The organism is Pseudomonas sp. BIGb0558 (assembly GCF_024807515.1).
Taxonomy (GTDB): Bacteria; Pseudomonadota; Gammaproteobacteria; order Pseudomonadales; family Pseudomonadaceae; genus Aquipseudomonas; species Aquipseudomonas yamanorum_A.
In genome coordinates, this window is sequence record NZ_JANUEW010000052.1 from 1 (window position 1) to 26405 (window position 26405).

Here is a 26405-nt window from a genome sequence, read left to right on the forward strand (position 1 = left end):
TTGGTTGTTTTTCTGGGGGGGCACCCAAAAAAAAATTTTTCACAAACGCCCCGGGCCGCCCCCGGCGGGCGGCTTGTGCAAATCTGGCGCCCCCCCCCCCCCCCCCCCCGGCTCCTACAGGGGGATGTGCGCTGCGGCCAGCAGTTCCCGGGTGTAGGGGTGTTGAGGCGCGGCAAACACTTCATCGCTGGGGCCGCGTTCCACCACCTTGCCGTCCTTGATCACGATCATGTCGTGGGCCAGGGCCCGCACCACGGCCAGATCATGGCTGATAAACAGGTAGGTCAGGCCGTACTTTTCCTGTAGCTCAAGCAGCAGGGCGACTACCTGTTTCTGCACGGTACGGTCCAACGCCGAGGTGGGCTCGTCCAGCAGGATCAGCGCCGGCTTGAGCACCAGGGCGCGGGCGATGGCGATGCGCTGGCGCTGGCCGCCGGAGAATTCGTGGGGGTAGCGATGGCGGCTGGCGGGATCCAGGCCCACGTCTTCCAGCACGCGGATCACTTGGGTTTCGCGGTCCTTGAGGCTGCACGGGGCATGCACTTCCAGGCCTTCGCTGATGATCTGCGCCACCGACATCCGCGGGCTGAGGCTGCCGAACGGGTCCTGGAACACCACCTGCATCTGCTTGCGCCACGGCTGCATCTGCTTTTGCGTCAGGCCCTCGAGCGCTTCGCCCTGGAAGCGAATCGCGCCGCTGGCATCCAGCAGGCGCAAAATCGCCTGGCCCAGGGTGGACTTGCCCGAGCCGGACTCGCCGACAATCCCCAGCGTCTTGCCGCGCTGCACCGTCAGGCTGATGCCGTCCACCGCCTGCAGGTACTGTTTGCGCCGGAACAGCCCGCCGCCCAGCGGGAACTGCACGCTCAGGTCATCCACCTGCAGCACCGTCTCGCGCACCTCGTGATTCAATACGATGCCTGCCGGCTCGGCATCCAGCAGCAGGCGGCTGTAAGGGTGCTGCGGGGCGCAGAACAGGGTCTCGCATTCGGCTTGCTCGACAATCTCCCCGGCCTTCATCACGCACACCCGTTGGGCAATGCTGCGCACCAGGTTGAGGTCATGGCTGATCAGCAGCAGCGACATGCCCAGGCGTTGTTGCAGGGACTTGAGCAGCAGCAGGATCTTGCGCTGCACCGTCACATCCAGCGCGGTGGTGGGTTCGTCGGCAATCAACAGTTCCGGCTCGCAGGCCAGGGCCATGGCGATCATCACCCGCTGGCGCTGGCCGCCGGAGAGTTGATGAGGGTAGGCCTTGAGCCGTTCCCGGGGCTTCTGGATGCCCACCAGTTCCAGCAATTCAAGGATCCGCGCCTGGGCTTGTTTGCCGCCCAGGCCCTTGTGCAACAGCAGGGTTTCGCCGATCTGCTTCTCGATGCTGTGCAGCGGATTGAGGGAGGTCATCGGCTCCTGGAAGATCATCGCAATCCGGTTGCCCCGCAGTTTTTGCAGGGTGGCGGGGGAGGCGCCGAGCAGCTCCTGGCCGCGATAGCGCACCGAGCCGGTGGTTTCGGTGCCGGCCTCGGGCAGCAGTTGCAGGATCGAATGGGCGGTCACCGATTTGCCCGAACCCGACTCGCCCACCAGCGCCAGGCATTCGCCGGGGCGCACGTCGAGGCACAGTTTGCGCACCACGGCCTGGCCATTGAAGGCGACGCTCAGATCGCGAATCTCGATCAGGTTTTCAGTCATCTCAAAGCCCTTCATGAGCGTGGGTCGAAGGCGTCACGCAACGCCTCGCCGATAAACACCAGCAACGACAGGATCAGCGCCAGGGTGAAAAACGCGGTCAGCCCCAGCCACGGCGCTTGCAGGTTTTGCTTGCCCTGGGCGATCAGTTCCCCCAGTGACGCGCTGCCGGCGGGCATGCCGAAGCCAAGGAAATCCAGGGCGCTCAAGGTGGAAATCGCCCCGGTCAAAATGAACGGCAAGTAGCTCAGGGTGGCGGTCATCGCGTTCGGCAGGATATGCCGGCGGATGATCTTGCCGTCCCCCAGGCCCAGCGCCCGCGCAGCCTTGACGTACTCCAGGTTGCGCCCCCGCAGGAACTCGGCGCGCACCACGTCCACCAGCGCCAGCCACGAAAACAGCGCCATGATCCCCAGCAACCACCAGAAATTCGGCTCGACAAACCCCGACAGGATGATCAGCAAATACAGCACCGGCAGCCCGGACCACACTTCCAGGATGCGTTGCCCGAGCAAGTCGACCCAGCCTCCGTAGTAACCCTGCAAAGCCCCGGCGGCGATGCCGATGGCGGCGCTGATGGCGGTGAGGGCCAGGGCAAACAGGATCGACACCCGTGCGCCGAAGATCACCCGCGCCAGCACGTCGCGGGACTGATCGTCGGTGCCCAGCCAGTTCACGCTCGAGGGCGGGCTGGGGGCTGGGCGGGTCAGTTCATAGTTGGGCGTGTCGTCGCTGAACGGGATCGGCGGGAACAGCATCCAGCCGCCGTCCTTCTTGATCAGGTTCTGCACGTACTCACTGCGGTAATCCGCCTGGAACGGCAGTTGCCCGCCGAATTCCTGCTCGGTGTAGCGCTTGAATACCGGGAAATACAGTTCGTTCTGGTAGCTGAGCACCAAGGGTTTGTCGTTGGCGATCAACTCGCCGCCGAGGGTCAGGATAAACAGGCCGATAAACAGCCACAGCGACCACCAGCCGCGTCGGTTTTTCTTGAAGCGTTCAAAGCGTCGACGGGCCACGGGAGAAAGCTTGAGCATCAGGCGTTCCTCGCGGCGAAGTCGATACGCGGGTCCACCAGGGTGTAGCAGAGGTCACCGATGAGTTTTATCAAGAGGCCAAACAACGTGAAGATAAACAACGAACCGAATACCACCGGGTAGTCCCGTGAAACTGCGGCTTCGTAGCTCATGCGGCCGAGGCCATCGAGGGAGAAAATCACCTCGATCAGCAGCGAACCGGCAAAGAACACCGCGATAAACGCTTGGGGAATCCCCGAGATCACCAGCAGCATGGCGTTGCGAAACACATGCCCGTACAGCACCCGGCGTTCGCTCAAGCCTTTGGCTCGGGCGGTGACCACGTATTGGCGGGTGATTTCATTGAGGAACGAGTTTTTGGTGAGAATGGTCAAGGTGGCGAAACCGCCGATCACCAGGGCGCTGACCGGCAACACCAGGTGCCAGAAGTAGTCGGCGATCTTGCCGACGGTGCTCAACTGGTCGAAGTTTTCCGAAACCAGTCCGCGCACCGGGAACCAGTTCAGCGAGGTGCCGCCGGCGAATACCACGATCAGGAACATCGCAAACAGGAATGCCGGCATCGCATAGCCAATCACGATCGCGGTGCTGCTCCACACATCAAAACTGCTGCCATGACGCACCGCCTTGCGTATCCCCAGGGGGATCGACACCAGGTAGGTGATCAAGGTGGCCCACAGCCCGAGGGAAATGGTCACCGGCATCTTTTCCAGGATCAGGTCGATCACACTTTTGCCACGGAAGAAGCTGTTGCCGAAATCCAGTTGGGCGTAGCTCTTGAGCATCAGCCACAGGCGTTCCGGGGCGGATTTGTCGAAGCCGTATTGTTTTTCGATTTCCTGGATCAGTTTCGGGTCCAGGCCACGGCTGGCCCGTGAGCCGACGGCGGCACCATCACCGCCGCCCGTACCGATGCCGCCGCCGCCAATCCCCTGGAGGTGAGCGATGGCTTGTTCCACCGGCCCGCCGGGGGCGGCCTGGACGATGACGAAGTTCACCAGCAGGATAATCACCAGGGTGGGAATGATCAGCAGCAAGCGCCGCACGATATAGGCAAACATCAGCGGGCTCCCGGGCGTTTGGTCAGTTCGGCTTTCATCTGTTCATTGGTCAACGGCGTGGGGCTGATTTCCCACCAGGTTTCCAGGGCTTCATCGGTCTTGGCTTCTACGGCCGGGCGGCCGAAACGGTTCCACCACGCGGCGGAAGTGCCGGGCGGGTAGTAGTTGGGAATCCACAGGTAATTCCATTGCAGTACGCGGTCCAGGGCATGGGCGTAACTGAGCATCTGCGACTGGGTGTTGGCCTTCACCAGGCCGTTGATCAGGCTGTCGACGGCCGGGTCCTTGAGCACCATGTAGTTGTTGGCGCCGGTATCAAACGCTGCGGCGGAACCGAAGTAGTTGTACAGCTCCATCCCCGGCGAGGTGGTGACCGGGAAGCCGGTGACGATCATGTCGTAGTCCCGGGTCATCAGGCGGTTGACGTATTGCGAGGAGTCGATACGCCGGATGTTGAGGGTGATACCGATCTGCGCCAGGTTGCGCTTGTACGGCAACAACAGGCGCTCAAGGCCGTTCTGGGCGTTGAGGAAGGTGAACTCCAGCGGCTCTCCCTCGGCATTCACCAGCTTGTCACCGTCGGGCTTCCAGCCGGCCTGCTCCAGCAGCGCCAGGGCTTGCAGCTGCTTGTCGCGGATCATCCCGGTGCCGTCGGTGGTGGGGGCCTTGAATACCTGGGTGAAGACTTCGTCGGGAATCTGCCCGCGCAGGGGTTCCAGGATCGCCAGCTCCTGGGCGTCCGGCAGTTGGGTCGCCGCCAGCGGGCTGTTGGAGAAAAAACTCTGCTGGCGGATGTACATGTTGCGCATCATCTGCCGGTTGGCCCACTCGAAGTCCCACAGCATCGCCAGGGCCTGGCGCACGCGGCGGTCCTTGAACATCGGTTTTTGCACGTTGAACACGTAACCCTGGGCCGGCTGCGGCGCCTCCTTGGCCAGGTGCGCACGTTGCAGGCGGCCATCGTCGAGGGCCGGGCCGTTGTAGCCGATGGAGTAGCCGGTGGCGGAGAATTCGCGGTTGAAGTCGTAGGCGCCGCCCCGCAGGACCTGGCGCGCCACTTCGGTGTCGCCGAAGTATTCCAGGCTCAGGTGATCGAAGTTGTACAGGCCACGGCTGATGGGCAGGTCCTTGCCCCACCAGTTCGGGTCGCGCTTGAAGGTGATGGTGTTGCCGGCATCCACCTTGCTGATGGTGTAGGGGCCGCTGCCGAGGGGAATCTCGTAGCCGCCGCCGTCGGCGAAGTCGCGGGTCTTCCACCAATGCTCGGGAAACACCGGCAGGGTGGCGACGTCCAGGGGCAGGGTGCGGTTTTCATTGCTTGCGAAATCGAAGCGCACCTGGCGCGGGCCTTCGACCTCGACGTGTTTCACGTCGGCGAACAGCGTGCGGTAGCGCAGGCTGCCCTGGGTCATCAGCAGGTCGAAGCTGTAGCGTACGTCTTCGGCGGTGATCGGCTGGCCATCGGCGAAGCGCGCCTTGGGGTTCAGGTAAAAACGCAGGGACAGACCGTCGTCTGACCGCTCCATCTTTTCCGCCACCAGGCCGTAGACCGTGTAGGGCTCGTCCAGCGAGCGCAGGGCCAGGGGCGAATACAGCCAGCCGTCGACCTGGCTCACGCCAATGCCTTTGTCGCCATAGGGCAGCACATGGTCGTAGCGCCCAATCTCGATGGCCGAGCGTCGCAGGCTGCCGCCCTTGGGGGCGTTGGGGTTGGCGTAGTCGAAGTGGGTGAAGCCGGGTTGGTATTTGGCCGGTTCGCCATACACGGTCAGCGCCGATTGCGGCGCGGCGATCACGGCGGTGCTGGCCAGCAGCAGGGCCAGGGTGGAGCAAAACAGGGTAGAAAAAGCGACTCGCATTATCAGCCTTGGGCGCCGGGTGAAGAGGTAAAGGGATTTGTACGCTAAGCGCGTACGCCTCGCCAGTCATCACACTGTCTCGGATGCACAACGGCCCACCAAAAGGCGGGCCGTTGTTTTAAACATTAGCGCGGACCGAATCAGTCCTGACGGCTGGTCACTTCCAGCAGGTGATAACCGAACTGGGTTTTCACCGGGCCTTGCACGGTGTTGACCGGGGCGCTGAACACGACGGTGTCGAATTCCTTGACCATTTGGCCCGGGCCGAACGAACCCAGGTCGCCGCCTTGACGGCTGGACGGGCAGGACGAGTTGGCTTTGGCAACTTCGGCGAAGTCGGCGCCGCCTTCGATTTGCGCTTTCAGTTCGTTGCACTTGTCTTCGGTGGCAACGAGGATGTGACGGGCGGTGGCTTTGGCCATGAGGGGTATCTCCTTGGGTAAAAATGCTGAGCGTACCGGATTCAGGTGGTTATTTCCTGGCAAAGTTCCCCAAGAATGACCCGCAGCCTCACGAGCGCCCCCCCGTAGCAGCTGTCGAGCCCCAGCGAGGCTGCGTTAGCCGCACCACCGCTGATGCGCCAGGCACGAGATCGGGTCGCTACCAACGCAGCCTCGCTGGGGCTCGACAGCTGCTACGGGGGGGTGGGTCAGGTGTGGCGGGCCATTACGCCGCTGTGGGTCAGCCAATCGATAAACAGCGCAAACAGCTCCGCCTGGGAATTGATCTCAAGCTTCGTGTACAGATGCTTGCGGTGCATGCGCACGGTCTCCGGGGAGATGCCCAGCACCTGCGCGGTGGATTTCACCGAGTGCCCGCGCAGGATCAGGTGGGCAATTTCCCGTTCGCGTACGGTCAACACGCCGCTGCCAAAATGCATGAACGCCGCTTCAATCTGCTGATGCACCTGGGTCTGGGTGAAGGCCTCGTCGCTGATCACCTTGCACAGCCCGCCCGTGGTGCCGAAGCGGCGCAGCAGTTCGCGCACGATCGGTTGTGCGGTTCGCTGCAGCGCCAGTTGTTCGTCGCTGAACTGGCCAGCACTCAGGCCCTGGAACATGCACAGGGAAATCTTGCTGTTGGGGCACAGGTCGACGATGTAGTAGCTCTCCTGGGCGCCGCCGCTGCGCAGGTAGTAGGTCTTGTAGTACTCGCTGTTGAAGAAGTCATCCGGGGCGATTTGTGCCAGGTGGTAGAAACCTTCGGCCAGGCCCTTGTCTACCGCGAGGCAGAACGGGTCCAGCAGGTAGCCCCGGGAAAAGTAGCGGTTGATGATTTCTTCGTAGTGCGGCCGGGGGATGCCTTGCTGGTAGAGCAAGTGCGGCGCCTGGCCCTGGCGCTCCAGGCTGATCATCATCGATTCGATCGGGGTCAGGGCGCTGAGGGCGCAGGCCAGGTGTTCAAGGAAGGTCGCTTCGTCAACGCTGGCGAAGGCATGGGCCAACGCGCCATTCCAGGCGTCAAGCATCTGGAAAGACGGGGCAGGGCAGTGATCGGCATTCTGGTTCATGCCGGCCAGTCTACCCGCCGGCCAGGGCCCCGGCAAAAGCACCGAGGCGCCGGGGTTCATCGGCCTTGATACTCGCCGCTTTGGCGCAGCTCTTGGGCGGTGTCGAGGATGCACTGGCGCAGGATCTCCACCACCTCATCCACCTGGGCGTGGGTGATGATCAGCGGTGGCGACATCACATTCAGGTGGCCGATGGGCCGCACCAGCAAGCCTTTGGCCTGGGCTCGCAGGTGGATTTTCTCGCCGATGTTCACCGCGTCCGGCAGCAGCGCCTTGGTGTGTTTGTCGGCGACAAACTCAATGCAGGCCATCAGGCGCTGGCAGCGCACGTCGCCCACCAGCGGCAGGCTGGCCAGGGTTTGCAGGCGCTGTTCCAGGTACACACCGACGTCCTCGACATGGGCCAGCAGGTTTTCCCGCTCGATGATCTCGATGTTCTTCAGCGCCGCCACGCAACTCACCGGGTGGCCGCTGTAGGTGAAACCATGGGTAAAGCAGCGGCCCTTGCCCGGTTCGCCGATCACTTGCCAGATGCGATCCGAGAAAATACACGCGCCCAGGGGCAGGTAGCCGGAGGTCAGGCCCTTGGCGGTGGTGATGATGTCCGGCTGCATGTCGAACACCTCCTGGGAGGCGAAGAATTTTCCCAGCCGCCCGAAGGACGTCACCACTTCATCGGCCACGTACAGCAGGTCATAGCGTTGGCAGATTTCCCACATGCGCCGGTGATAACCCTTCGGCGGGATGATCACGCCGCCCGAGCCCATGATCGGCTCGGCAAAGAACGCCGCCACCTTGTCGGCGCCGATGGTCAGGATCTTGTCTTCGAACTCATCCACCAGGAAGTCGAGGAACTGCGCCTCGCTCATGCCCGCAGGCGCCCGGTAATAGTTGGGGCACGAGATGTGGTGGAACAGGTCGCTCATGAAGTCGAATTCCGGCGCGCGGTCGGCGGCCTTGTTGCCGATGGACATCGTCAGGAACGTCGAGCCGTGGTACGCGCTGAAGCGCGAGATGATGTGTTTCTTCTCATGCTTGCCGCGACTGTTCTGATAGAACTGCACCAGGCGGTAGGCGGTATCGACGGCGGTGGAGCCACCGGTGGTCAGGAACACATGGTCGAGGTCGCCGGGAGCCAGGCTGGCGAGTTTGGCGCACAGTTCAATGGCGGTGACGTTGGCCATGTCGCAGAACGGGTTGGAGTACGCCAGTTGGCGGACCTGGTTGGCGATGGCATCGGCCATTTCCTCGCGCCCCAGGCCGATATTCGTGCACCACATGCCGCCGACCGCATCCAGGTAGCGGTTGCCGGCAGTGTCGTAGATGTAGGCGCCGTCACCGGCTGCGATGTTCAGCGAGCCTTGTTCGCGGTGCTCGTCGAACATGTGGAAGCCGTGCATGTAATGGGCCTTGTCGGCGGCGTCCAACTGGTCGTGGTCGAACTGGGCGAAAAAGGCAGGATTTGGCAGAGTCATGGCATTTACCTTCAATGGCTGGGTTTCACTTGCCGGTCTTCACGGCATTCCAGGTACGGGTGATCAGGCGCACGGCGGCTTGGGACTGGCTTTTCTGGGTGAACAGGCGCTGCATCGTCGCCGCGTCCGGGTAGATGGCCGGGTTGTCGCGTATGTCTGCATTCACCAGGGGCTTTGCGGCCAAGTTGCTGTTGGCGTAGTGAATGGTGTTGCTGACGCCGGCGATAACCTCGGGTTGCAGGAGGAATTCGATGAACTTGTGGGCATTCGCCACGTGAGGCGCGTCTGCCGGGATGTAAAAGTTATCGAACCAGATCAGCGAGCCTTCCTTGGGAATGAAGTAGCCCAGGTTGACCTTGGCCCCGGCTTCCGCCGCCCGGGCCTGGGAGGTGGCGTAATCGCCGGACCAGGTGGTGGCCATGCACAGCTCACCGTTGGCCAGGCCGTTGATAAAGCCACTGGAGTCGAATTTACGGATGTAGGGCCGCACGGCCATCAACACATCCTGGGCGGCCTTGAGGTCTTTGGGCGCCACACTGTTGGGGTCCAGGCCCAGGTAAGTCAGGGCCAGCGGGATCATGTCGGTGGGGGAGTCGATAAAAGTGATGCCGCAATCGGCAAAGCGCGAAATGATCTTGGGGTCGAAGATCATCGCCAGGGAGCCGATGGGCGCATCCGGCATGCGCTCCTTGATCTTGTCGATGTTGTAGGTCACGCCATTGCTGCCCCAGGTGTAGGGCGCCGAATAGGTCACGCCCGGGTCATGGGTTTCCAGGCTTTTCAGCACTAGCGGGTCGAGGTTATTCCAGTCGGGCAGCAGCGCTTTGTTGAGGGGCTGGAAGACCTTGGCCTTGATCAGCAGGGGCACCAGTGAAGCGTTGAGCACCACCAGGTCATAACCCGAACGCCCGGAGAGCAGCTTGCCTTGCACGGTTTCGTAGGAATCGTAGGTGTCGTAGATCACCTTGATGCCGGTGGCCTTTTCGAAGTCGGCGAGGGTGTGTTCCCCGATGTAATCGGCCCAGTTGTAGATGCGCAAGGTGTTGCCAGGGTCGTCAGCGGCCTGGCTGAGGGACGTTGAGGCAAGCAAGACAGCGCTGAACAGGGCGATAACGGCTTTATGCATGGCGGACCCACCTTGATGTTGTGCTTGTTGTCAGACCGAGGGGCTGATTGCACTTTCAGGCAGGTAGCGGGTGGGCGCCATACCCTGTTCGGGTAGGAGACGGTCAGGGCAGGACGATGTAGTCGTTTCGCGTGGTGACCGGACGGTGGGTACCGGGTTCCAGGTGGATGTAGCGCCCGTCTACCAGGTCGATGGGCAGGCAATCGTCGATGTCCAGCACGCCGTCGGTGTGGGATTGTGTCCAGTGGCTGAGCATCTGCAGTTTGCCTTGGGTGGCGGCTTCCCTGGCAGTGCGGGCCACCACCAGCAGGTAGTGGTGGGCTTCGCCAAAGACGTTCGATTCATAACCGCCCAGGTTGATGAAGTACAGGCGTTGCGCCCCGGCTTCGGGTGCCAGCGGGCTGAGCCGGACTTTCCAGCCATCGACGCCGTCGACCGTCATCCAGGAATCGATATGCACACCTTTCTGGCTGCCGAACCAGCCGTCGCGCAGTTGCGGGTAGGCGGCTTCCAGGGTGTCGGCGACGGCAAACACCACATCGTGTACTTCGATTTTTGCCCGAGGGTGCTTGCCCCCGAGCATGACCACAAACAGCATTGCACGTCCTTTCTAAGGCCAGGATGGAAGGTGCCACCATCGTTCGATTGAACCCTTTTGTCCAGTCAGTGCCACACTGTTAATTGGCGAATTCATCAGGAGGTTGTCATGCGTACCATTGATCTGGCCGGCGTACCCGTCCCTGTCATCGGCCAGGGGACCTGGCGCATGGGCGAGGATCCCGGCCAACGCAGCGCCGAGGTCGCCGCGTTGCAATTGGGCATCGATGAGGGCCTGACCCTGATCGACACCGCTGAGATGTATGGCGAAGGCGGCGCCGAAGAAGTCGTCGGCGAGGCGATTCGCGGCAAACGCGACCAGGTATTCCTGGTGAGCAAGGTGTACCCGCACAATGCCAGCCACAAAGGCGTTCCACGTGCGTGTGAGGCCAGTCTCCAGCGCCTGGGCACCGACTATATCGACCTGTATCTGCTGCATTGGCGTGGGCAGTATCCCCTTGAAGAAACGGTGGAAGCCTTCGAGCGCTTGCGTGAGGCGGGCAAGATCGGCCGTTGGGGTGTGTCCAACTTTGATGTGGCCGACCTGCAGGAACTGGCGTCCCCGGCCTGCGCCACCAATCAGGTGCTCTACAACATCGAAGAGCGCGGTATCGAATTCGACCTGCTGCCGTGGTGGCAGCAACATAACCTGCCCTTGATGGCCTACTGTCCCATCGCCCAGGGCGGCGAGTTGTTGGCCAGCCCGACCCTCAAACAAATTGCCCGTCGCCACGAGGTCACACCCGCCCAGGTTTCCCTGGCCTGGGTATTGCGCCAGGACGGCGTGATCGCCATTCCCAAGGCCGTGACGCCCGAGCATGTGCGGCTCAATGCGGCGGCGGCAAAGCTTGTGCTGGATGAGCACGACCTGGATGCGATCGACCGGGTATTTGGCGCGCCCAAGCGCAAGCATCCGTTGGCGATGGTCTAGCGCGTGGCAGAAACGGCGCCGCCCATGGCGTTGCCGTTTCTGTTTCGGCTTGTGCTTAGCCTGCTACCGGGCTGCGCCAGTCATCAGAGCCCGAGGTGCCGGACACCTCATGGGTCCAGACGATTTTCCGGTAAGTGAAATACACATCCTCCAGGTGCGTGAAGTGTGCGTTGTTCGGGTCCTGGCAGTTAGGCATCCGTGACTGGATGTCCACCAGGATCGCGTCCTCCAACTCGATGGTGAAGTAGTGCTCCTGGGTGCCGGCTGAAGAGGTGCGGTACCACTCAAGGCGGCACTTGACCATTTCCCCGGAGGTCAACGCACTGAACAGCAGTGGCGAAGACTTATCGAACACCTTGCTGATCATCAGGGGTTTGTGCACGCGCTGACCGGTTGGCTGGCCGGATTGCGGGTCGCGGGGAATGATCACCTGATGCTGGAATGCTTCCACCAGGATCTGGTCCTCGTGGCCTTCCTGATAAATGTTGCCGACCGAGTCCTGGGTGAACGTGCCTGCCGTAATCAAGCCTTGCTTGGTGCCGGTGATGGAGAGATACGCGGGTGTTGGCATGACGGGTTTCCTTGCCTGATAAATGAGGTCGCCCCAGTCGGCTGATCTGCCGAGCGGGTAATGCTCGATATCAAGAAGTGTGCCGGAAAGTTAAAGGGTTAATAAAAACAGCGAGTTAAGGTGTTGTGGGCTTGTGTTTTAAAGTGGGTTGTCTGTTTGCAGGTTGAGTTAGTTGTATTTGTTTGCGCAGGGGTGCGCAGTTAGTTGCTCATGTCGATACGGGTTTTGTTTGTTGGGTTTGCTTCTGCTGTAACGTTAGTTTCTGATTTTACTGTGCAAATTACTGCGCATTACCTCGGTTTGTATTTTTGTAGGATATTCCTTAACTCTCGTTTCGTGGCTTGAACATTGCTTTTTTCATGGATAAGGTTCGTGCTCTTTCCGCCGGTAAGGCGAATTTAAAACAGTGTTCTAATCTGGGTTTGAATTGCTATTAGTTCGCTGGACATGTCCTGAAAAGTAAAGCGCGGCCCTTAATGGTTTATTCAGACAGAATTTCCGATTATTACCTGGAACTTGCACGGGCACCCAACTCGAAAGCGAGTTTTGCGGGCGCTGATATGCGTTTTTCTACGGAGTATGAGGCGCTTGAAGTCGAACTGGGAAAGGCGCATTCCATACACGGTAACAGTCAGCCTGACTGGCAGTGGGTCGTGGAAAAAAGTGAAGCGCTGTTGCGTCATAAGTCCAAGGACTTGCGGGTCGCTGTCTGGTTGACCTGGGCATTGCATCAGCGCGAATCCTTCCCGGGGCTGCTCGCCGGCCTGGGGTTGTTGCGCTACCTCTGTGAGCATCATTGGGCAGTTGTGTATCCGGGCAAGCTGCGCACCCGCGGTGCCGCCTTTTGCTGGCTGGTCCCGCGCCTCGAGCAGGTGCTTGGGCAACACCTTTCATTCAAGGATCAGCGGCCCTTGTTCCACTGCATGCTCGAGCACCTGACCCGGCTCGATGAGCTGTGGACCGAACATCTCTGTGCAGACGCGCCACTGTTATTGCCGATTCGCAGGCAGTTGTCGGACAGGTTGCAGCAGGCCACCGAGAGCGATCCCCCGCCGGGCGGTACCGCAGGGGTGATTGCCCAGATCAGGCATGTAGCGACTCAGCTACTGGCACCTGAGCCGGTGGTGGATAACGAAAAGGATGCCCATAAGCTGCTGCGCACGCTGCAAGAGAGTGCCCGGCCGTTGTGTGCCTGGTGGCAGCGCCAGAACGCCACTGACCTGCGCGCGCTGCGCCTGAGTCGAACGTTGACCTGGTTGACGATCACCAGTCTGCCGGACTGTGACGCGGAGCTGGTGACGCCGTTGCGGGGGCCCGCGCCGGACAAGCTCAAGCGCTTCCAGGAGCGCCTTGCCCAGGGGCAGCACGCCGACCTGTTGCTGGAGCTTGAGGCCAGCCTGGCCTGCGCACCTTTCTGGTTTGACGGCTTGTACAGGGTTTGGGAGTGCCTGCAGGCACTTCAGGCGGATTTGGCCATGACCGAGCTGGAAGTGCACTTCGCCTTGTTGCTCCAGCGATTGCCAGGGCTCGTCCAGTTGCGCTTTCACGATGGCACACCCTTCGCCGACCCCGTTACCCGAGGCTGGATCAACACCCAGGTTGCCCGTCATTTGCAAGCTCCGGTATCCCCCAAGTCAGTGCTTGATACCCAGGCTGCGCCCTGGGACATCGCATTGAGCGAGATCATGCCCGTGCTGCGCAAGGACGGGGTCAAGGTAGCCGTCCGGTCGCTCAAGCAAGGCATGCAAACCGCAACAGGTGAGCGTGCACGATTCCATTGGCGGCTTGGCCTGGCCAGGTTGTGTGTGCTGGCGGGCAAGCACGATCTCGCCAAAGTCCAGCTCGACCACCTGGACCACGAACTTCAGCAATCAGGCTTGCAGCGTTGGGAGCCCGAACTGGCGGTTGAAGTGCTGCAACTCTTGTATGGCTGTTGTGATGCGTTGCCGCAAAGCCATTCCGTGCGTGAGCGCAAGGAAGAAGTCCATCGCAGGCTGTGCCACTTCGATCTTGAAGCGGTACTTGAATAGGCTTTCGAGCCACCCGAAAAAGGAGAAACACCATGGCGAAAGAAGGTTCGGTAGCCCCCAAGGAGCGTATCAATATCACGTTCAAACCCGCCGTCGGCGGCGCACAGGAAGAGGTTGAGCTGCCGTTGAAGTTGCTGGTGCTTGGCGACTTCACCCAGCGTGAAGACCTGCGCAAGCTCGAAGACCGCAAGCCCGTCGGTATCGACAAGAACAGCCTTGACGAGGTGCTGGCCAAACAGGCCTTGAGCCTGACCTTGAGTGTCCCCAATCGGCTCCAGGATTCTGCGGAACCCGACGAGCTGGCGGTCCAGGTCAGGATCAATTCGATGAAGGACTTCAACCCTGCGCACCTGATCGAACAAATACCCGAGCTGAAGAAACTGATGGACCTGCGCGATGCACTCGTGGCGCTCAAGGGGCCCCTGGGCAACACACCGAGTTTTCGAAAAGCCATTGAAAACGCCCTTGCAGATGACGAGTCCCGCAGCCGGGTACTGGCTGAACTGGGGCTGACCAGCTCCGCCGTATGAATCTTTCAGTAAAAGGACACTGACCCCATGACTACCCGCCAAAGCCCGTTGCATGCACAGGCAACAGACGAATACAGCATCCTCGACAACATCATTGCCCAGACCCGCCTCAGCGCTGACGATGAGGCCTATGGCATCGCAAAGCGCGGGGTCTCTGCATTTATCGAGGAACTGATCAAACCGCAAAACAGGGGCGAACCGGTCAAGAAGCGCCTGGTTGACCGGATGATTGCCGAGATTGATGCAAGGCTCAGCCAGCAGATGGACGAGATTCTTCACCATGCCGATTTCCAGGCACTGGAGTCATCCTGGCGCGGCCTGCAGTTGCTGGTTGATCGCACCAATTTCCGTGAAAACATCAAGATCGAATTGCTGAGCGTCTCCCGGCAGGACCTGCTGGATGACTTTGAGGATTCGCCTGAGGTGATCCAGTCCGGGCTCTACAAGCATATCTACAGTGCCGAATACGGCCAGTTCGGCGGTCAGCCCGTGGGTGCAATCATCGCCAACTATTTCCTTTCGCCCAGCGCCCCCGACGTCAGGCTGATGCAGTACGTTTCCAGCGTGGCCTGCATGGCCCATGCGCCGTTCATTGCGGCCGCTGGCCCAGGCTTCTTTGGCCTGGAGAGTTTCACCGGCCTGCCTGACCTGAAGGACCTGAAAGACCATTTCGAGGGGCCACAGTTTGCCAAATGGCAGAGCTTTCGCCAGAGCGAAGACGCCCGATATATCGGCCTCACCGTTCCGCGCTTTTTGCTGCGTACGCCCTACGATCCCGTTGATTGCCCGGTCAAGACCTTCGCCTACCAGGAAAACGTGGCCAACAGCCATGAGCACTATCTGTGGGGCAACACGGCGTATGCCTTTGCTACCCGCTTGACGGACAGCTTTGCCCGGTTTCGCTGGTGCCCGAACATTATCGGCCCGCAAAGTGGAGGCGCGGTGGAGGACTTGCCGCTGCATCATTTTCACAGCATGGGCGAGATCGAAACCAAGATTCCCACCGAAGTACTGGTATCCGACCGGCGTGAATATGAACTGGCGCAAGAGGGTTTCATTGCGCTGACCATGCGCAAGGGCAGCGACAATGCGGCGTTCTTTTCCGCCAGCTCGGTGCAGAAACCCAAGTCCTTTGGCATCAGCGCCGAGGGCAAGGCTGCCGAACTGAATTACCGGCTTGGCACCCAGTTGCCGTACATGATGATCGTCAATCGCCTGGCTCACTACCTCAAGGTTCTGCAGCGTGAGCAGTTGGGGTCGTGGAAGGAACGGACCGACCTGGAGCTGGAACTCAATAAATGGATTCGCCAGTACGTAGCTGACCAGGATAACCCCAGCGCCGAAGTGCGTGGGCGGCGGCCGCTGCGGGCAGCACGCATTGTGGTCAGCGATGTTGACGGTGAGCCTGGCTGGTACCGCGTCAACCTGAGCGTGCGCCCGCATTTCAAATACATGGGGGCGGATTTCACGCTGTCTCTCGTCGGTAAGCTCGATAAAGAATGAGCCTCAGACACGTGACAACCCAAAACTGCAGCCTTTTCGAACGCCTGGAGTTCGGTGCGGGTCGTCGTCCCCACGGCGGCATCGTGGAGTCCGTGGCGCGCCATCTGGCGAAAATGCTCAGCACCCGTATGGGCAGTGTGCAGACGCTACCGGATTATGGGTTGCCTGACCTGAACTCCATGCACCTCAGCCTGCATGACTCGGTGAGTCAGGCACGCTTTCTGATTGAGCGTTTTATCCAGGCCTATGAACCGCGTCTGAAGGATGTACGTGTCAAGGTATTGCCCCAGGACCGCGATCCCCTGGCCCTGGCTTTCGCCATCGAGGGCGCAATGGACATCGATGGGATGACGCAAGCGATCACCTTCCGCGCAAGCCTGGTTCACGGGGCACAGGTTGAGGTCACGCCTGATGTCCTTTAACCGCTACTACCAGGGTGAACTGAGTGCACTGCGACAGTTGGGGCGACGCTTCTGCGAGCGCAACCCGGCACTTGCGCCGTTCCTTGGGAGTGCCGGCCAGGACCCGGATGTAGAGCGATTGCTTGAGGGGTTTGCATTCCTCACCGGTCGCCTGCGCCAGAAGCTTGATGACCAGTTGCCGGAGTTGAGTCACTCGTTGATGCATTTGCTGTGGCCCAACTATATGCGGCCACTGCCTTCGTTCAGCATGCTGCAGTTCGATCCGCTCAGGCGGGCAGGACCTGCCATTCAAGTCGAACGGGATACGCCGGTGGAAAGTGTTGCGATCAACGGTGAGCGTTGCCGTTTTCGTACCTGCTACCCCACGGAAGTTTTACCCCTGCAACTGGCCGCCCTGGAGTACTCGGCGCAGGGCGAGGGTGCGTTACTGTGCCTGCGTCTGGAAATGACGGTGGAGGGCAACTTCAGTGAGCTGGCATTGGGTCGCTTGCGCCTGCATCTCGCGGGGGACCGACCTGTCAGCCAGGCGCTTTACCTGGGCCTTTTGCGTCACTTGGACGGGTTCGAATTGCAGCCCTTGGGCAGCGATGGACTACCGATTGTCGGCGGTGACGGGCAGGTCATGTCGTTACGCTTGCCGAGTAACGAGATCAGTCCGGTGGGTTTTTCCGAGGATGAGGCACTGATCCCTTATCCGTTGAATACCTTCCGTGGCTATCGCCATCTGCAGGAGTACTTCGCCTTTCCGGACAAATACCTGTTTGTCGAGGTGGGTGGCCTTGATGTGCTCAACAGGCTGCCCGTTGATGTGCTCAAGCAGGTACATGGCCTGGCGTTGCGCTTCAACCTGCGTGGGCGTGGCCTTGAGCGACTGATGCCGACCCTGGACAACGTGAAGCTGTATTGCACGCCCATCGTCAATCTGTTCAAGCACGATGGTGTGCCGATTCGCCTGGATGGCACGCAGGACGAATACCTGTTGTTGCCTGGCGAGTATGCCCGGGACAACTGCGGCGTGTTTTCCGTCGACAAGGTCACGGGATGGCGGCCGGGAGGCCTGGGCTACCAGGACTATGTGCCATTCGAGTCGTTTGAACACGACTTTGGCAGCGGGGCGCCCAGTTATGCTGTTCGCCAGCGGCCATCACTGCAACATACCGGCCTGGATACCTGGCTGAGCTTCGGCCAGCGCCGGGTGCAGGATCAGGAAACCCTGTCGGTGGAGCTGACCTGCACCAACCACAACCTGCCGCGCCAGCTGCAGGTGGGGGATATCAACCAGGCTTGCGAGCAGACCCCCGAGTTTCTTGCGTTTCGCAACATCACGCCGGCAACCCCCAGTTTTGCGCCACCCCTGGACAGCGACTTCCTGTGGCGGCTGATCAGCAATATGTCGCTCAACTATTTGTCATTGACCGATATCAATGCCTTGAGGGTGATCCTCGAAACCTATGACCTGCCGCGTTATCACGACCGCCAGGTGGAGAAGGTCAGCAGGAGAAGACTCGGCGCACTCCTGTCCATCAGCCACCAGCCAGTGGATCGATTGCACCGAGGCCTGCCATTTCGCGGCTTGCGGGTTGACCTCACCATCGACCCCGAGGGCTACCTGGGGGAGGGCGACGTGTTTGTCTTTGCCTCGGTACTGAATGAGTTCTTCGCGCTTTACGCCAGCCTCAACTCGTACCACGAACTGCGAGTCATCAGCACACAAGGAGACGTGTACCTATGGCCACCCCGGATGGGCCAGCAGCCCCTGCTTTAACCGCTCTGTCCCGAGTGATTCGCGAGTACTCGGTGTTTCAGGCGGTCGCGCAGATCATCGAGCGTCTGCGTGAGGCACACCCCTCGCTGGATGAGCAGGCGCTCTACGACCAGTTGGAGTTCCAGGCCAATCCAGGCTTCGGGTTTCCAGGCAACGATATTGACCGTGTGGAGTTTTTTGTCGAGCACGGCCATTTACGGGCACGACTACGTCTCAACGTGCTGGGCCTGTTTGGTACAGGGTCACCGCTGCCGGCGTTCTATGGCGAGCAAGCCTTTGCCGAGGTCACGGGCGGCAACTCGACGCGTGATTTCCTGGATCTTTTTCACCATCGCCTGCACCGGCTGATGGTACCGATCTGGCGCAAATATCGTTACCAGGCGAGGTTTCAAACCGGTGCCCGGGATCCATTTTCCGAGCAGATGTTTGCGTTGGTGGGCCTGGGCGGCAGTGCAATTCGCAACGCCGCTCAACTGGACTGGAAGCGCCTGTTGCCCTACCTGGGGTTGCTGAGTCTGCGTGCCCACTCCGCGGCGCTGATCGAGACGGTGCTGCGTTATTACTTCAAGCACAGCCGGTTGGTGATCGAGCAGTGGGTCAAACGCACGGTAGTGATTGCACACGAGCAGCGTAATGACCTGGGCCGTCGCTATAGCTCGCTGGGTTCTGACCTGGTGCTGGGGGATCGCATCGTCGACCGCAGTGGCATGTTCCGGGTCCATGTCCTGGCACTCGACTGGGCGCGTTTTCACGAATTCTTGCCCACTGGGGCGGGGTATGAGCCGCTGTGTGCACTGGTGCGTTTCGCCGCCCGGGACCCCTTGGAATATGACGTACGGCTGGTGCTGGCTGAGGGTGAGGTGCGGCCGTTGCACATCGGCGAGCACAACGTCTGCCGCCTGGGCTGGACCAGTTGGTTGGGGCATGAGCGGGCAGATGGCGTGGTCACGTTGGCCAGTAAATCTCATTAGGGACTGATGGATATGATGAATGTGGATCTGCAACAACTTATCCAGGCATTGACGGCGCACACGCGGCGCGATCTGGAACGCTGCGCCGAACGTTGCGTCACCCGTGGCGGTGGCGAAGTCCTGGTGGAAGACCTGCTGCTGACCCTCCTGGAGCATCCCGATGGCATATTGATGCGTGCGCTGCAGGATGCGGGCGTCGATGTCGGCGAACTGCATGCGGTGCTGCAACCCCGCACCGAACAAAGTGCCTCCCGCAATCCGGTGTTTTCACCCGCGCTGGTGCAATGGTTGCAGCAGGCCTTGCTGGTTGCCCACCTGGAACTGGGCCGAAGCGACGTGGAGCATGGCGCCTTGCTGCTTGCTCTGTTGCGTAACCCGCTGCAGCACGCGGGCAGCCGGTATCAGGCGGTATTGAGCAAGCTTGATGCGCAGCGGGTGCTGGGGTTTCTCTTGAGTGAAAGCCCGCAGACGGCTCCCGGTGAAGTGGGGAGTTCATTACTGGAACGCTTTACCCATGACCTGACTCGCCAGGCTCGGGACGGAAAACTCGACCCCGTACTGTGTCGCGATAACGAAATCCGGCAAATGATCGATACCCTCGCACGGCGTCGCAAGAACAACCCCATCCTGGTGGGCGAGGCAGGTGTCGGGAAAACCGCGATAGTCGAGGGGCTGGCCCTGCAGATAGCGGCCGGGCAGGTGCCAGATGTGCTCAGGAACGTGCGCCTGCTGACACTGGACATGGGCTTGCTGCAAGCCGGGGCCAGTATCAAGGGCGAGTTTGAGCGACGCTTGAAAGGCTTGATCGACGAGGTGAGTGCATCGCTGCAACCGGTGATCCTGTTTATCGACGAGGCCCACACCCTGGTAGGTGCCGGCGGCCAGGCCGGTGGTTCCGATGCAGCCAACCTGCTCAAGCCGGCGCTGGCGCGGGGTGAGTTGCGCACCATCGCCGCCACGACTTGGTCGGAGTACAAGAAATACTTCGAGAAAGACCCGGCATTGGCGCGACGTTTCCAGCCGGTGCAGGTGCACGAGCCGAGGGTTGCGGATGCGGTGACGATTCTGCGTGGATTGGTCCCGGTGTACGAGGCCAGTCACGGCGTCTACGTACGGGATGATGCCGTGGTCGCCGCCGCGCAGTTGAGTGCTCGCTACCTCACCGGCCGCCAGTTGCCTGACAAGGCAGTGGACGTGCTGGACACCGCATGTGCCCGTGTGCGCATCAGCCTGGTCACGGCGCCAGAGGAACTGCAGCGGTTGCGTGCCGAACTGGCGGAGGGTACGCGTCAGCAACTCGCCGTGCGCCGGGACGCTGATGCGGGACTGGCCATCGATGAACTGGCGTTGCAGCAACTGACCCTGCGTCTGGAGGCCGCAGAGGTCGCACAGTTACAGCTTGAGCAGCGCTGGAGCCATCAGCGCGACCTGGCCGAGAAGGTGCTCTCGTTGCGCCAGCAACTGGCCGAGGCCCGCAGCCGGGGCGACCGGATTGAAACCCTTGAACGGGACCTTGCTGAAACCCATCACGGGTTGCAGGCCCTACCGCACGAGCAACGGCTGGTCAGCTTCGAAGTGTGCCCGCGATTGGTGGCCCAGGTAATCAGCGCCTGGACCGGCATCCCGCTGGAGCAGCTTGCCCGCGAACACAGCGCGAAGGTCATGAGCGTTGCCAGGGATCTGCGCGGCCGTATTCTCGGCCAGGAATGTGCCGTGCAGGTTCTGGATCGTTGCCTGCGCGCTGTCGCGGCCGGCGTGAACCGGCCTGATGCTCCCGTAGGAGTATTCCTGTTGGTGGGCCCCAGTGGCGTTGGCAAGACCGAGACCGCACACGCCTTGGCCGACCTGCTGTACGGCGGCGAGCGTTTTCTTACCACGGTCAATATGTCGGAGTACCAGGAGAAACATTCCCTGTCCCGGTTGATCGGTGCTCCACCGGGTTACGTCGGCTATGGGGAGGGCGGGGTGCTGACGGAGGCCGTGCGACAAAAGCCCTATTCAGTGGTGCTGCTCGACGAGGTGGAGAAGGCCGATCCAGATGTGTTGAACCTGTTTTACCAGGTGTTCGACAAAGGTGTGGCCAATGACGGTGAAGGGCGTGAAATCGATTTTCGCAACACCCTGATCCTGATGACTTCCAACCTGGGCAGCGACCGTATCACTGAGTTGTGTGCCGATGGGCAAAGACCGGATGTCGAGGTGCTGCATGCTGCTCTCCGGCCGGCCCTGACCGCTCATTTCAAACCGGCGCTGCTGGCTCGCATGCGTGTGGTTCCGTATTACCCGGTTGCGGGTGCCGTGCTGCATGAATTGATTGAAAACAAGCTGCAGCGCCTGGGCCAGCGCCTGCTTCAACGCAAGCTGACATTCAGTCACGCAGGGGAACTGGTCGGCCATATGGCCGAGCGCTGTAGCCACAGTGAGAGTGGCGCGAGGTTTGTCGATCAATGGATCGAGGCGAACCTGTTGCCACAGGTGGTGGACCGGCTGCTGGAGGCGATGGCCGTTGGCAAATCCCTGCAGTCCGTTCACGCGAGGCTGGGCACCAACGGCACTGTTCACTGTGAGTTCAACTGATGAAGAACGAACTGTTTGCCCGGTTGCCAAACCCGCTGGACTACGCCGGTGCCTTGCTGGGGTGGTTCATCCGGCTGGGTGCCCATAGCAACGAATCGACACTGGCCGAGGACTTCGCAGCAGGCGCCGCGCAGTTGAGCGCGTGCGAGCTAAGCCAGTTGTACCTGTTTGACCAGGCCACCGGCCGCCTCGACCTGGCTGCCCAGCACTTGCCGGGTGTACTGCCGCCCGGTGACGTTGCGAACCCGGGAACCGACTTCAAGCACGAGCAACTGCTGCAGTACGTTCTGGGACAGAACCGTGTACTGAACCTCACTGAGCTGGTCAGCAGTGTGTATGACACGGCGTTTCTGCCAGCGCTCGAGTTGCCCTGGCAATCACTGCTGTGCGTGCCATTGCCGGGGCCACGCCAGCAGGTGTCCGGGGTGTTGTTGTGTGCCAGTCAGCGAGGGACGGAGCTGGCTGGCTACGGGGCTTCCCTTGGGCAGTTGGGCAGCTTTGCCTTGAACCAGTTGGCCATGTTGCGACGAATGCGCCGGGTTCCCGGTGCCTTGAAGGTGGTTCGCAGCACGCCGGGAGCCAGTGCTTACGGCTTGATCGGTAACAGCACGGCGATGGATGAAACGTGCCGCCTGATCGGCAAGGTGGTGCACAGCCCCTACACCGTATTGTTGCGGGGAGAGACCGGCACTGGAAAAGAAGTGGTCGCACGGGCGATTCACGCAGCCGGGTCGCGCAGCAGCAAGGCCTTTGTGGTGCAAAACTGCGCCGCGTTTCCCGAAGGCCTGCTGGAAAGCGAATTGTTCGGCTACCGCAAAGGAGCTTTCACGGGCGCTGACAGAGACTACGTCGGCCTGTTTGACACCGCCCACGGCGGCACGCTGCTGCTGGACGAAATCGGTGATATGCCGCTGCCACTGCAGGCCAAGTTGTTGCGGGTGCTGCAGGAGGGCGAGATTCGGCCGTTGGGTGCCAATACGGCCCACAAGGTCGATGTGCGGATCCTCGCGGCGACCCATCGGGACCTCACGAGCATGGTGGCCGACGGGAGTTTTCGCGAGGACCTTTATTACCGGTTGGCGCAGTTCCCCATTGAGCTGCCGGCGCTGCGCCAGCGCGACGGTGATGTGTTGCAGCTGGCCCGGCATTTCGCCGACAAGGCCTGCTCAATGCTCGGGCGGGCGTCGCTGGGCTGGTCGAGTGCGGCGCTGGATCAACTGTCCAGCCACAGCTTCCCCGGCAATGTTCGCGAGCTCAAATGCATGGTGGAGCGGGCGGTGCTGCTGTGCGACGACGACGTCATCCTGCCTGCGCACCTGTCGTTGTCGTCCGGCCTGACTGCGCCAGCGGTTGACGCGACGCTGCGCCAGCGGATGGAGCGGGTCGAGCGGGTTGTGCTCATCGACTGCCTGCGCAAGAACCGCGGCAATCGAACCCGCACTGCCCGCGAGCTGGGCCTTGCCCGGCGGACGCTGCTGTACCGCCTTGCACGCCTGGACATTCCCTTTGGCGACGCCAAGGGAGAGTGCTGAATGGCGCGTTCCTCAAATTCTGCGAAGGTCCCGCCGACCTTCCGCACCTACCTCAACGGGAGATACCTGATGCCTGTTTGTCAGTGGCAAGCGCTGATGCTTGTGTTGTTTGTGCTGGGTGGCTGTAACACCAATCACGTCTTTGATGACGGCGACTACCGCCCGCTGGGTGATCCGCAGTCCATCAGTCGTGGCCAGTGAGCCCCCGGGAGCCCTATATGCAACTCGTGTTAGAGGTGTGCCCTGCGGGGCAGGCAGCGTCAGCGCCGGCCCTGCGCAAAACGCTCAACGGTGTCGGCGGCGTCATCGGCCGGGGAGCCAGTTGTGACTGGCGCCTTCCTGACACCAGCCGTCAGGTCTCCAGTCGTCATGCGGTGATCAGTTATCGTGATGGCCGGTACTTCCTCACGGACACCAGCAGCAATGGAACCCGCCTGGCAGGCAGTGGCGAGCGTCTGCGGGAGGGCCAGGAGCATCCGATAGATGACGGCGCGATATTTCAGTTAGGGCCGCTGGAAATCCGTGCACGGTTGGTCAGCCCTGCGATGGTTTCGGGCCAGGATGGATTGCACACGCTGATTCCCGATGGCGCATTTTTTGACCTGGATCCGATGCGGGCATTGGCCCGCGAACTGCAGCGCGAGGACGAGTCGCCAGAGTTGGCCGCCCTGGGCATGCCCCCCCATGAAGCAATGCAGCGGACGGACCACGGGCCGCCGGACAGGGATCATTTGAAGGTTCCCGGGCTCGTCCAGCCCGTGCGCAAGGCTGCCTCGGGGCCCGAGCCGGCGCTTTCAAACCAAGGTTCAGAGCCATTCTGGTCGGCGTTTGCCCAGGCCCTGGGTATCGACCTGGATACCCTTGACGGGCCGGGAAGAGAGGTACTGGCAATCAAGGCGGCCGGGTTGCTCAGGCAAATGACTGAAGGATTGCAACAGAGCCTGAGCACCCGCAACGAGCTCAAGCATGAGCTGAAGCTGGCACTCACCCACACGGCGCTCCAGAGTCCCGATCCGCTTCACGACAGTGCTGATGCCGGTGCGGCCCTGGGGTTGCTGCTGGGCGTCGGGCAGTTGGGGCAGATGCCCGCCGAGAGGGTGGTCACGCGGGCCTACCGCGACCTGCAGGCGCACCAGGTGGCGTTGCTGGCGGCCTGCCGCGCAGCAGTGCGTGGAGCCCTGGCAGCCTTTGCACCGGGTCATTTGCTCCTGTGCTTCGAGCGCCAGGCGAAGCCCCCGCTGATTCCCCGGGGTGGCGCCCACTGGCGGGCGTATCAGCGTCACTACCAGGCGCTGATTGAGGACGAACATCTGAGCGAACGTTTGTTGGGTACTGATTTCACCAAGGCCTACGAGGAGCAGATTCGTCTGATCTCCACCCTTCACCGTTATCCAGGATGACCTTCATGTCCCGAGTCACCGTTGCATTGTTGTACACCCTGATCGGTTTACTGGGTGGTTGCTCCCTGTCGCCCTTTTCGACACTGACCAAGCTGGACCTGACGCTGACCGCCAGCGAGCGAGTCAACCCGGATATTCACGGCCGACCGTCGCCGATCGTGGTGCGCCTGATGGAGCTTCGACACCCCGTGGCCTTTGAGAATGCAGACTTTTTCAGCCTTTACGGCCATGGGGCGCAGACCCTGCCCAAAGACCTGGTGAACCTTGAAGAGTTGGAGTTGCGCCCCGGGGATCAAACCACCCTCAAACTCAGCCTTGAGCCGGGCAGTCGTTATGTTGGTGTGCTGGCGGCCTATCGTGATTTGCCCCACGCGCAATGGCGCTACGTGTTGCCGGTGACGGTGCAGCAATTGACGCGCGCCGAACTGGTCCTTGATCAGGCCGGTATCCGGCTGGTGAATCCACACTCAGCCAAGGCGGTCGACTGACATGCACAGCCAAAAAGTCATCTGGCAGGAAGGCATGTTGCTGCGGCCTCAACATTTTCAGCAAAACGACCGTTACCACGATCAGCAACTCAAGCGCCGCACCCAGTTGTTGTGCCGCCACGCCTGGGGCTTCCTGACCCTGGAAATTGATGTGCAATACCTGAATATGGGCAAGGTCGTTATCAGCCAGGCCAGCGGGATATTGCCCGATGGCAGCCTTTTCGAACTGGGCGGGGCCATGGAATCGCTGGTACTGGAGGTTCCGGCAAATGCCGGGAAGCAGGCCGTATACCTGGCCTTGCCGCTGGCTACCGGCAACTGCGTGGAAGCCCGTCGACCCGAGCAGGTCGATGTAGTAGCGCGTTACAAGACCCTGGCGGTAGACGTCAGTGACTCCAACGCCGGGGAGGATTCTCGTCGTCAGGTCAATTGCGGGCAGCTGGATTTTCGCCTGCTGCTGGGGGAGCAGCACAGTGATCAGCATTACGTGAAGCTCAAGGTTGCCCAAGTGCTCGGTTGTACCGAGGAGGGCGTCAGCCTGGACGCGGATTTCATCCCGACCTTCATTCACCTGCAGGGCTCGCGGTACCTGCTGTCCTGCCTCAAGGAGGTGATCAGCCTGCTCGCTTACCGGGGGGATGCCATCGCCGAGCGGATCCGCACCAACGGCGCCGCAGCCGGTGCGCAGGTCGGTGACTTCCTGATGCTGCAACTGATCAATCGCAGCGAACTGGTCTTGCGTCACTACCTGGGCCTGAGCCAGGTCAGTCCGGAAACCCTGTACCGAACACTGCTGTCGATCCTGGGTGAGCTGGCGACGTTTGCCAGCGACAGCAAGCGTGCGCACTTCGAGGGGTGTTACCGGCACAGCGAACAGGGTGCCAGCTTCCGTGAATTGATGGAGCCGATTCGCAGCCTGCTGTCGATGGTGCTTGAGCAGCACGCCGTCGAGCTTGTGCTACAGCCTCGCCAGTATGGGGTACTGGTGTGCCCGGTCAGGGATCTCAACCTGTTGGGGGCGGCGACCTTCATTCTGGCCGCCAGCGCCCAGTGTGACTCCGAGGAGCTGCGCCACCGGCTTCCGGCGCATCTCAAGGTCGGCCCTGTGGAGCGGATTCGCGAGTTGGTCAACCTGCAGTTGGCGGGCATCAAGGTCAAGCCGCTGCCGGTGGCTCCCCGGCAGATTCCGTTTCATGCCGCAAACACCTATTTCATGCTCGAATTCGGTACCCGTGACATTGAGCAGTTGAAGCAATCGGGAGGGTTTGCCTTCCACGTCAGCGGCGAATTTGCCGAGCTGGATCTGAAATTCTGGGCCATCAGGAACTGAG

The 26405-nt window shown here is 61.2% G+C and carries 23 protein-coding genes; 13 read left to right on the forward strand and 10 right to left on the reverse strand.

Translation table 11 applies throughout. From position 1 onward, the window contains the following. Positions 1–114 precede the first annotated feature (114 nt). The 9 genes from M2400_RS30855 to M2400_RS30895 all read right to left on the reverse strand — a co-directional run bounded on the left by M2400_RS30855 (position 115) and on the right by M2400_RS30895 (position 10355). Positions 115–1692, reverse strand: coding sequence for an ABC transporter ATP-binding protein (locus tag M2400_RS30855; protein WP_259198800.1), 1578 nt, complete (start codon positions 1690–1692; stop codon positions 115–117). Between the two features lie 11 nt (positions 1693–1703). Next, a complete protein-coding gene (locus M2400_RS30860) occupies positions 1704–2726 on the reverse strand; it encodes an ABC transporter permease (protein WP_003208019.1) in 1023 nt (340 codons plus the stop codon). After that, on the reverse strand, positions 2726–3787 hold the full coding sequence (locus M2400_RS30865) for a microcin C ABC transporter permease YejB (RefSeq protein WP_177044466.1): 1062 nt from the start codon (positions 3785–3787) through the stop codon (positions 2726–2728). Before M2400_RS30865 ends, M2400_RS30860 begins: the two co-directional genes overlap by 1 nt. After that, positions 3787–5646, reverse strand: a complete 1860-nt coding sequence (locus M2400_RS30870) for an extracellular solute-binding protein (protein WP_177044468.1) — start codon at positions 5644–5646, stop codon at positions 3787–3789. The genes M2400_RS30865 and M2400_RS30870 overlap by 1 nt, the downstream gene beginning before the upstream one ends. Before the next feature lie 140 nt (positions 5647–5786). Beyond that, positions 5787–6068, reverse strand: coding sequence for a peptidylprolyl isomerase (locus M2400_RS30875; protein WP_003208024.1), 282 nt, complete (start codon positions 6066–6068; stop codon positions 5787–5789). A 227-nt stretch (positions 6069–6295) separates the two neighbouring features. Beyond that, positions 6296–7156: a response regulator transcription factor gene (locus M2400_RS30880; RefSeq protein WP_259198801.1), complete on the reverse strand. Its 861-nt coding sequence runs from the start codon at positions 7154–7156 to the stop codon at positions 6296–6298. A gap of 56 nt (positions 7157–7212) precedes the next feature. Beyond that, positions 7213–8631, reverse strand: a complete 1419-nt coding sequence (locus tag M2400_RS30885; protein WP_177044472.1) for an aminotransferase — start codon at positions 8629–8631, stop codon at positions 7213–7215. Positions 8632–8656: 25 nt separating this feature from the next. Further along, complete coding sequence (locus M2400_RS30890; RefSeq protein ID WP_259198802.1) at positions 8657–9757, reverse strand: polyamine ABC transporter substrate-binding protein; 1101 nt, start codon at positions 9755–9757, stop codon at positions 8657–8659. Positions 9758–9860: 103 nt separating this feature from the next. Continuing rightward, a complete protein-coding gene (locus M2400_RS30895) occupies positions 9861–10355 on the reverse strand; it encodes a DUF1543 domain-containing protein (RefSeq protein ID WP_259198803.1) in 495 nt (164 codons plus the stop codon). 108 nt (positions 10356–10463) lie between these two features. Between M2400_RS30895 and M2400_RS30900 the strand changes: the two genes are divergently transcribed. Further along, positions 10464–11285, forward strand: coding sequence for an aldo/keto reductase (locus tag M2400_RS30900; protein WP_177078506.1), 822 nt, complete (start codon positions 10464–10466; stop codon positions 11283–11285). A 55-nt stretch (positions 11286–11340) separates the two neighbouring features. Here the strand turns inward: M2400_RS30900 and M2400_RS30905 are convergent, their stop codons facing one another. Further along, positions 11341–11856 carry an Hcp family type VI secretion system effector gene (locus M2400_RS30905; RefSeq protein ID WP_003208034.1) on the reverse strand — a complete coding sequence of 172 codons (516 nt, stop codon included), beginning with the start codon at positions 11854–11856 and terminating at the stop codon, positions 11341–11343. 476 nt (positions 11857–12332) lie between these two features. Between M2400_RS30905 and tssA the strand changes: the two genes are divergently transcribed. From tssA to tssK, 12 genes are all read left to right on the forward strand, one after another. After that, a complete protein-coding gene (gene tssA / locus M2400_RS30910; RefSeq protein WP_259198804.1) occupies positions 12333–13886 on the forward strand; it encodes a type VI secretion system protein TssA in 1554 nt (517 codons plus the stop codon). Between the two features lie 32 nt (positions 13887–13918). Further along, positions 13919–14416, forward strand: a complete 498-nt coding sequence (tssB, locus tag M2400_RS30915; RefSeq protein WP_177044496.1) for a type VI secretion system contractile sheath small subunit — start codon at positions 13919–13921, stop codon at positions 14414–14416. A gap of 27 nt (positions 14417–14443) precedes the next feature. After that, positions 14444–15919 carry a type VI secretion system contractile sheath large subunit gene (gene tssC, locus M2400_RS30920; RefSeq protein ID WP_259198805.1) on the forward strand — a complete coding sequence of 492 codons (1476 nt, stop codon included), beginning with the start codon at positions 14444–14446 and terminating at the stop codon, positions 15917–15919. Beyond that, positions 15916–16341: a type VI secretion system baseplate subunit TssE gene (tssE, locus tag M2400_RS30925; protein WP_259198806.1), complete on the forward strand. Its 426-nt coding sequence runs from the start codon at positions 15916–15918 to the stop codon at positions 16339–16341. The genes tssC and tssE overlap by 4 nt, the downstream gene beginning before the upstream one ends. After that, positions 16331–18106, forward strand: a complete 1776-nt coding sequence (tssF, locus tag M2400_RS30930) for a type VI secretion system baseplate subunit TssF (RefSeq protein ID WP_259198807.1) — start codon at positions 16331–16333, stop codon at positions 18104–18106. The genes tssE and tssF overlap by 11 nt, the downstream gene beginning before the upstream one ends. Next, positions 18070–19077: a type VI secretion system baseplate subunit TssG gene (tssG, locus tag M2400_RS30935; RefSeq protein WP_259198808.1), complete on the forward strand. Its 1008-nt coding sequence runs from the start codon at positions 18070–18072 to the stop codon at positions 19075–19077. The genes tssF and tssG overlap by 37 nt, the downstream gene beginning before the upstream one ends. A gap of 6 nt (positions 19078–19083) precedes the next feature. After that, complete coding sequence (gene tssH, locus M2400_RS30940; RefSeq protein WP_405046206.1) at positions 19084–21654, forward strand: type VI secretion system ATPase TssH; 2571 nt, start codon at positions 19084–19086, stop codon at positions 21652–21654. After that, positions 21654–23186, forward strand: a complete 1533-nt coding sequence (locus M2400_RS30945) for a sigma-54-dependent Fis family transcriptional regulator (RefSeq protein ID WP_259198810.1) — start codon at positions 21654–21656, stop codon at positions 23184–23186. The genes tssH and M2400_RS30945 overlap by 1 nt, the downstream gene beginning before the upstream one ends. A 69-nt stretch (positions 23187–23255) precedes the next feature. Beyond that, positions 23256–23387 carry a type VI secretion protein TagU gene (locus tag M2400_RS30950; RefSeq protein WP_177078492.1) on the forward strand — a complete coding sequence of 44 codons (132 nt, stop codon included), beginning with the start codon at positions 23256–23258 and terminating at the stop codon, positions 23385–23387. Positions 23388–23404: 17 nt separating this feature from the next. Next, positions 23405–24586 (forward strand): type VI secretion system-associated FHA domain protein TagH, encoded by a 1182-nt coding sequence (gene tagH, locus M2400_RS30955; RefSeq protein WP_259198811.1) that lies wholly within the window; start codon positions 23405–23407, stop codon positions 24584–24586. A 5-nt stretch (positions 24587–24591) separates the two neighbouring features. Continuing rightward, positions 24592–25074, forward strand: coding sequence for a type VI secretion system lipoprotein TssJ (gene tssJ / locus M2400_RS30960; protein ID WP_177044538.1), 483 nt, complete (start codon positions 24592–24594; stop codon positions 25072–25074). A 1-nt stretch (position 25075) separates the two neighbouring features. Next, entirely contained in the window at positions 25076–26404 is a 1329-nt protein-coding gene (tssK, locus tag M2400_RS30965) for a type VI secretion system baseplate subunit TssK (protein ID WP_259198812.1), read from the forward strand. Position 26405 lies beyond the last annotated feature (1 nt).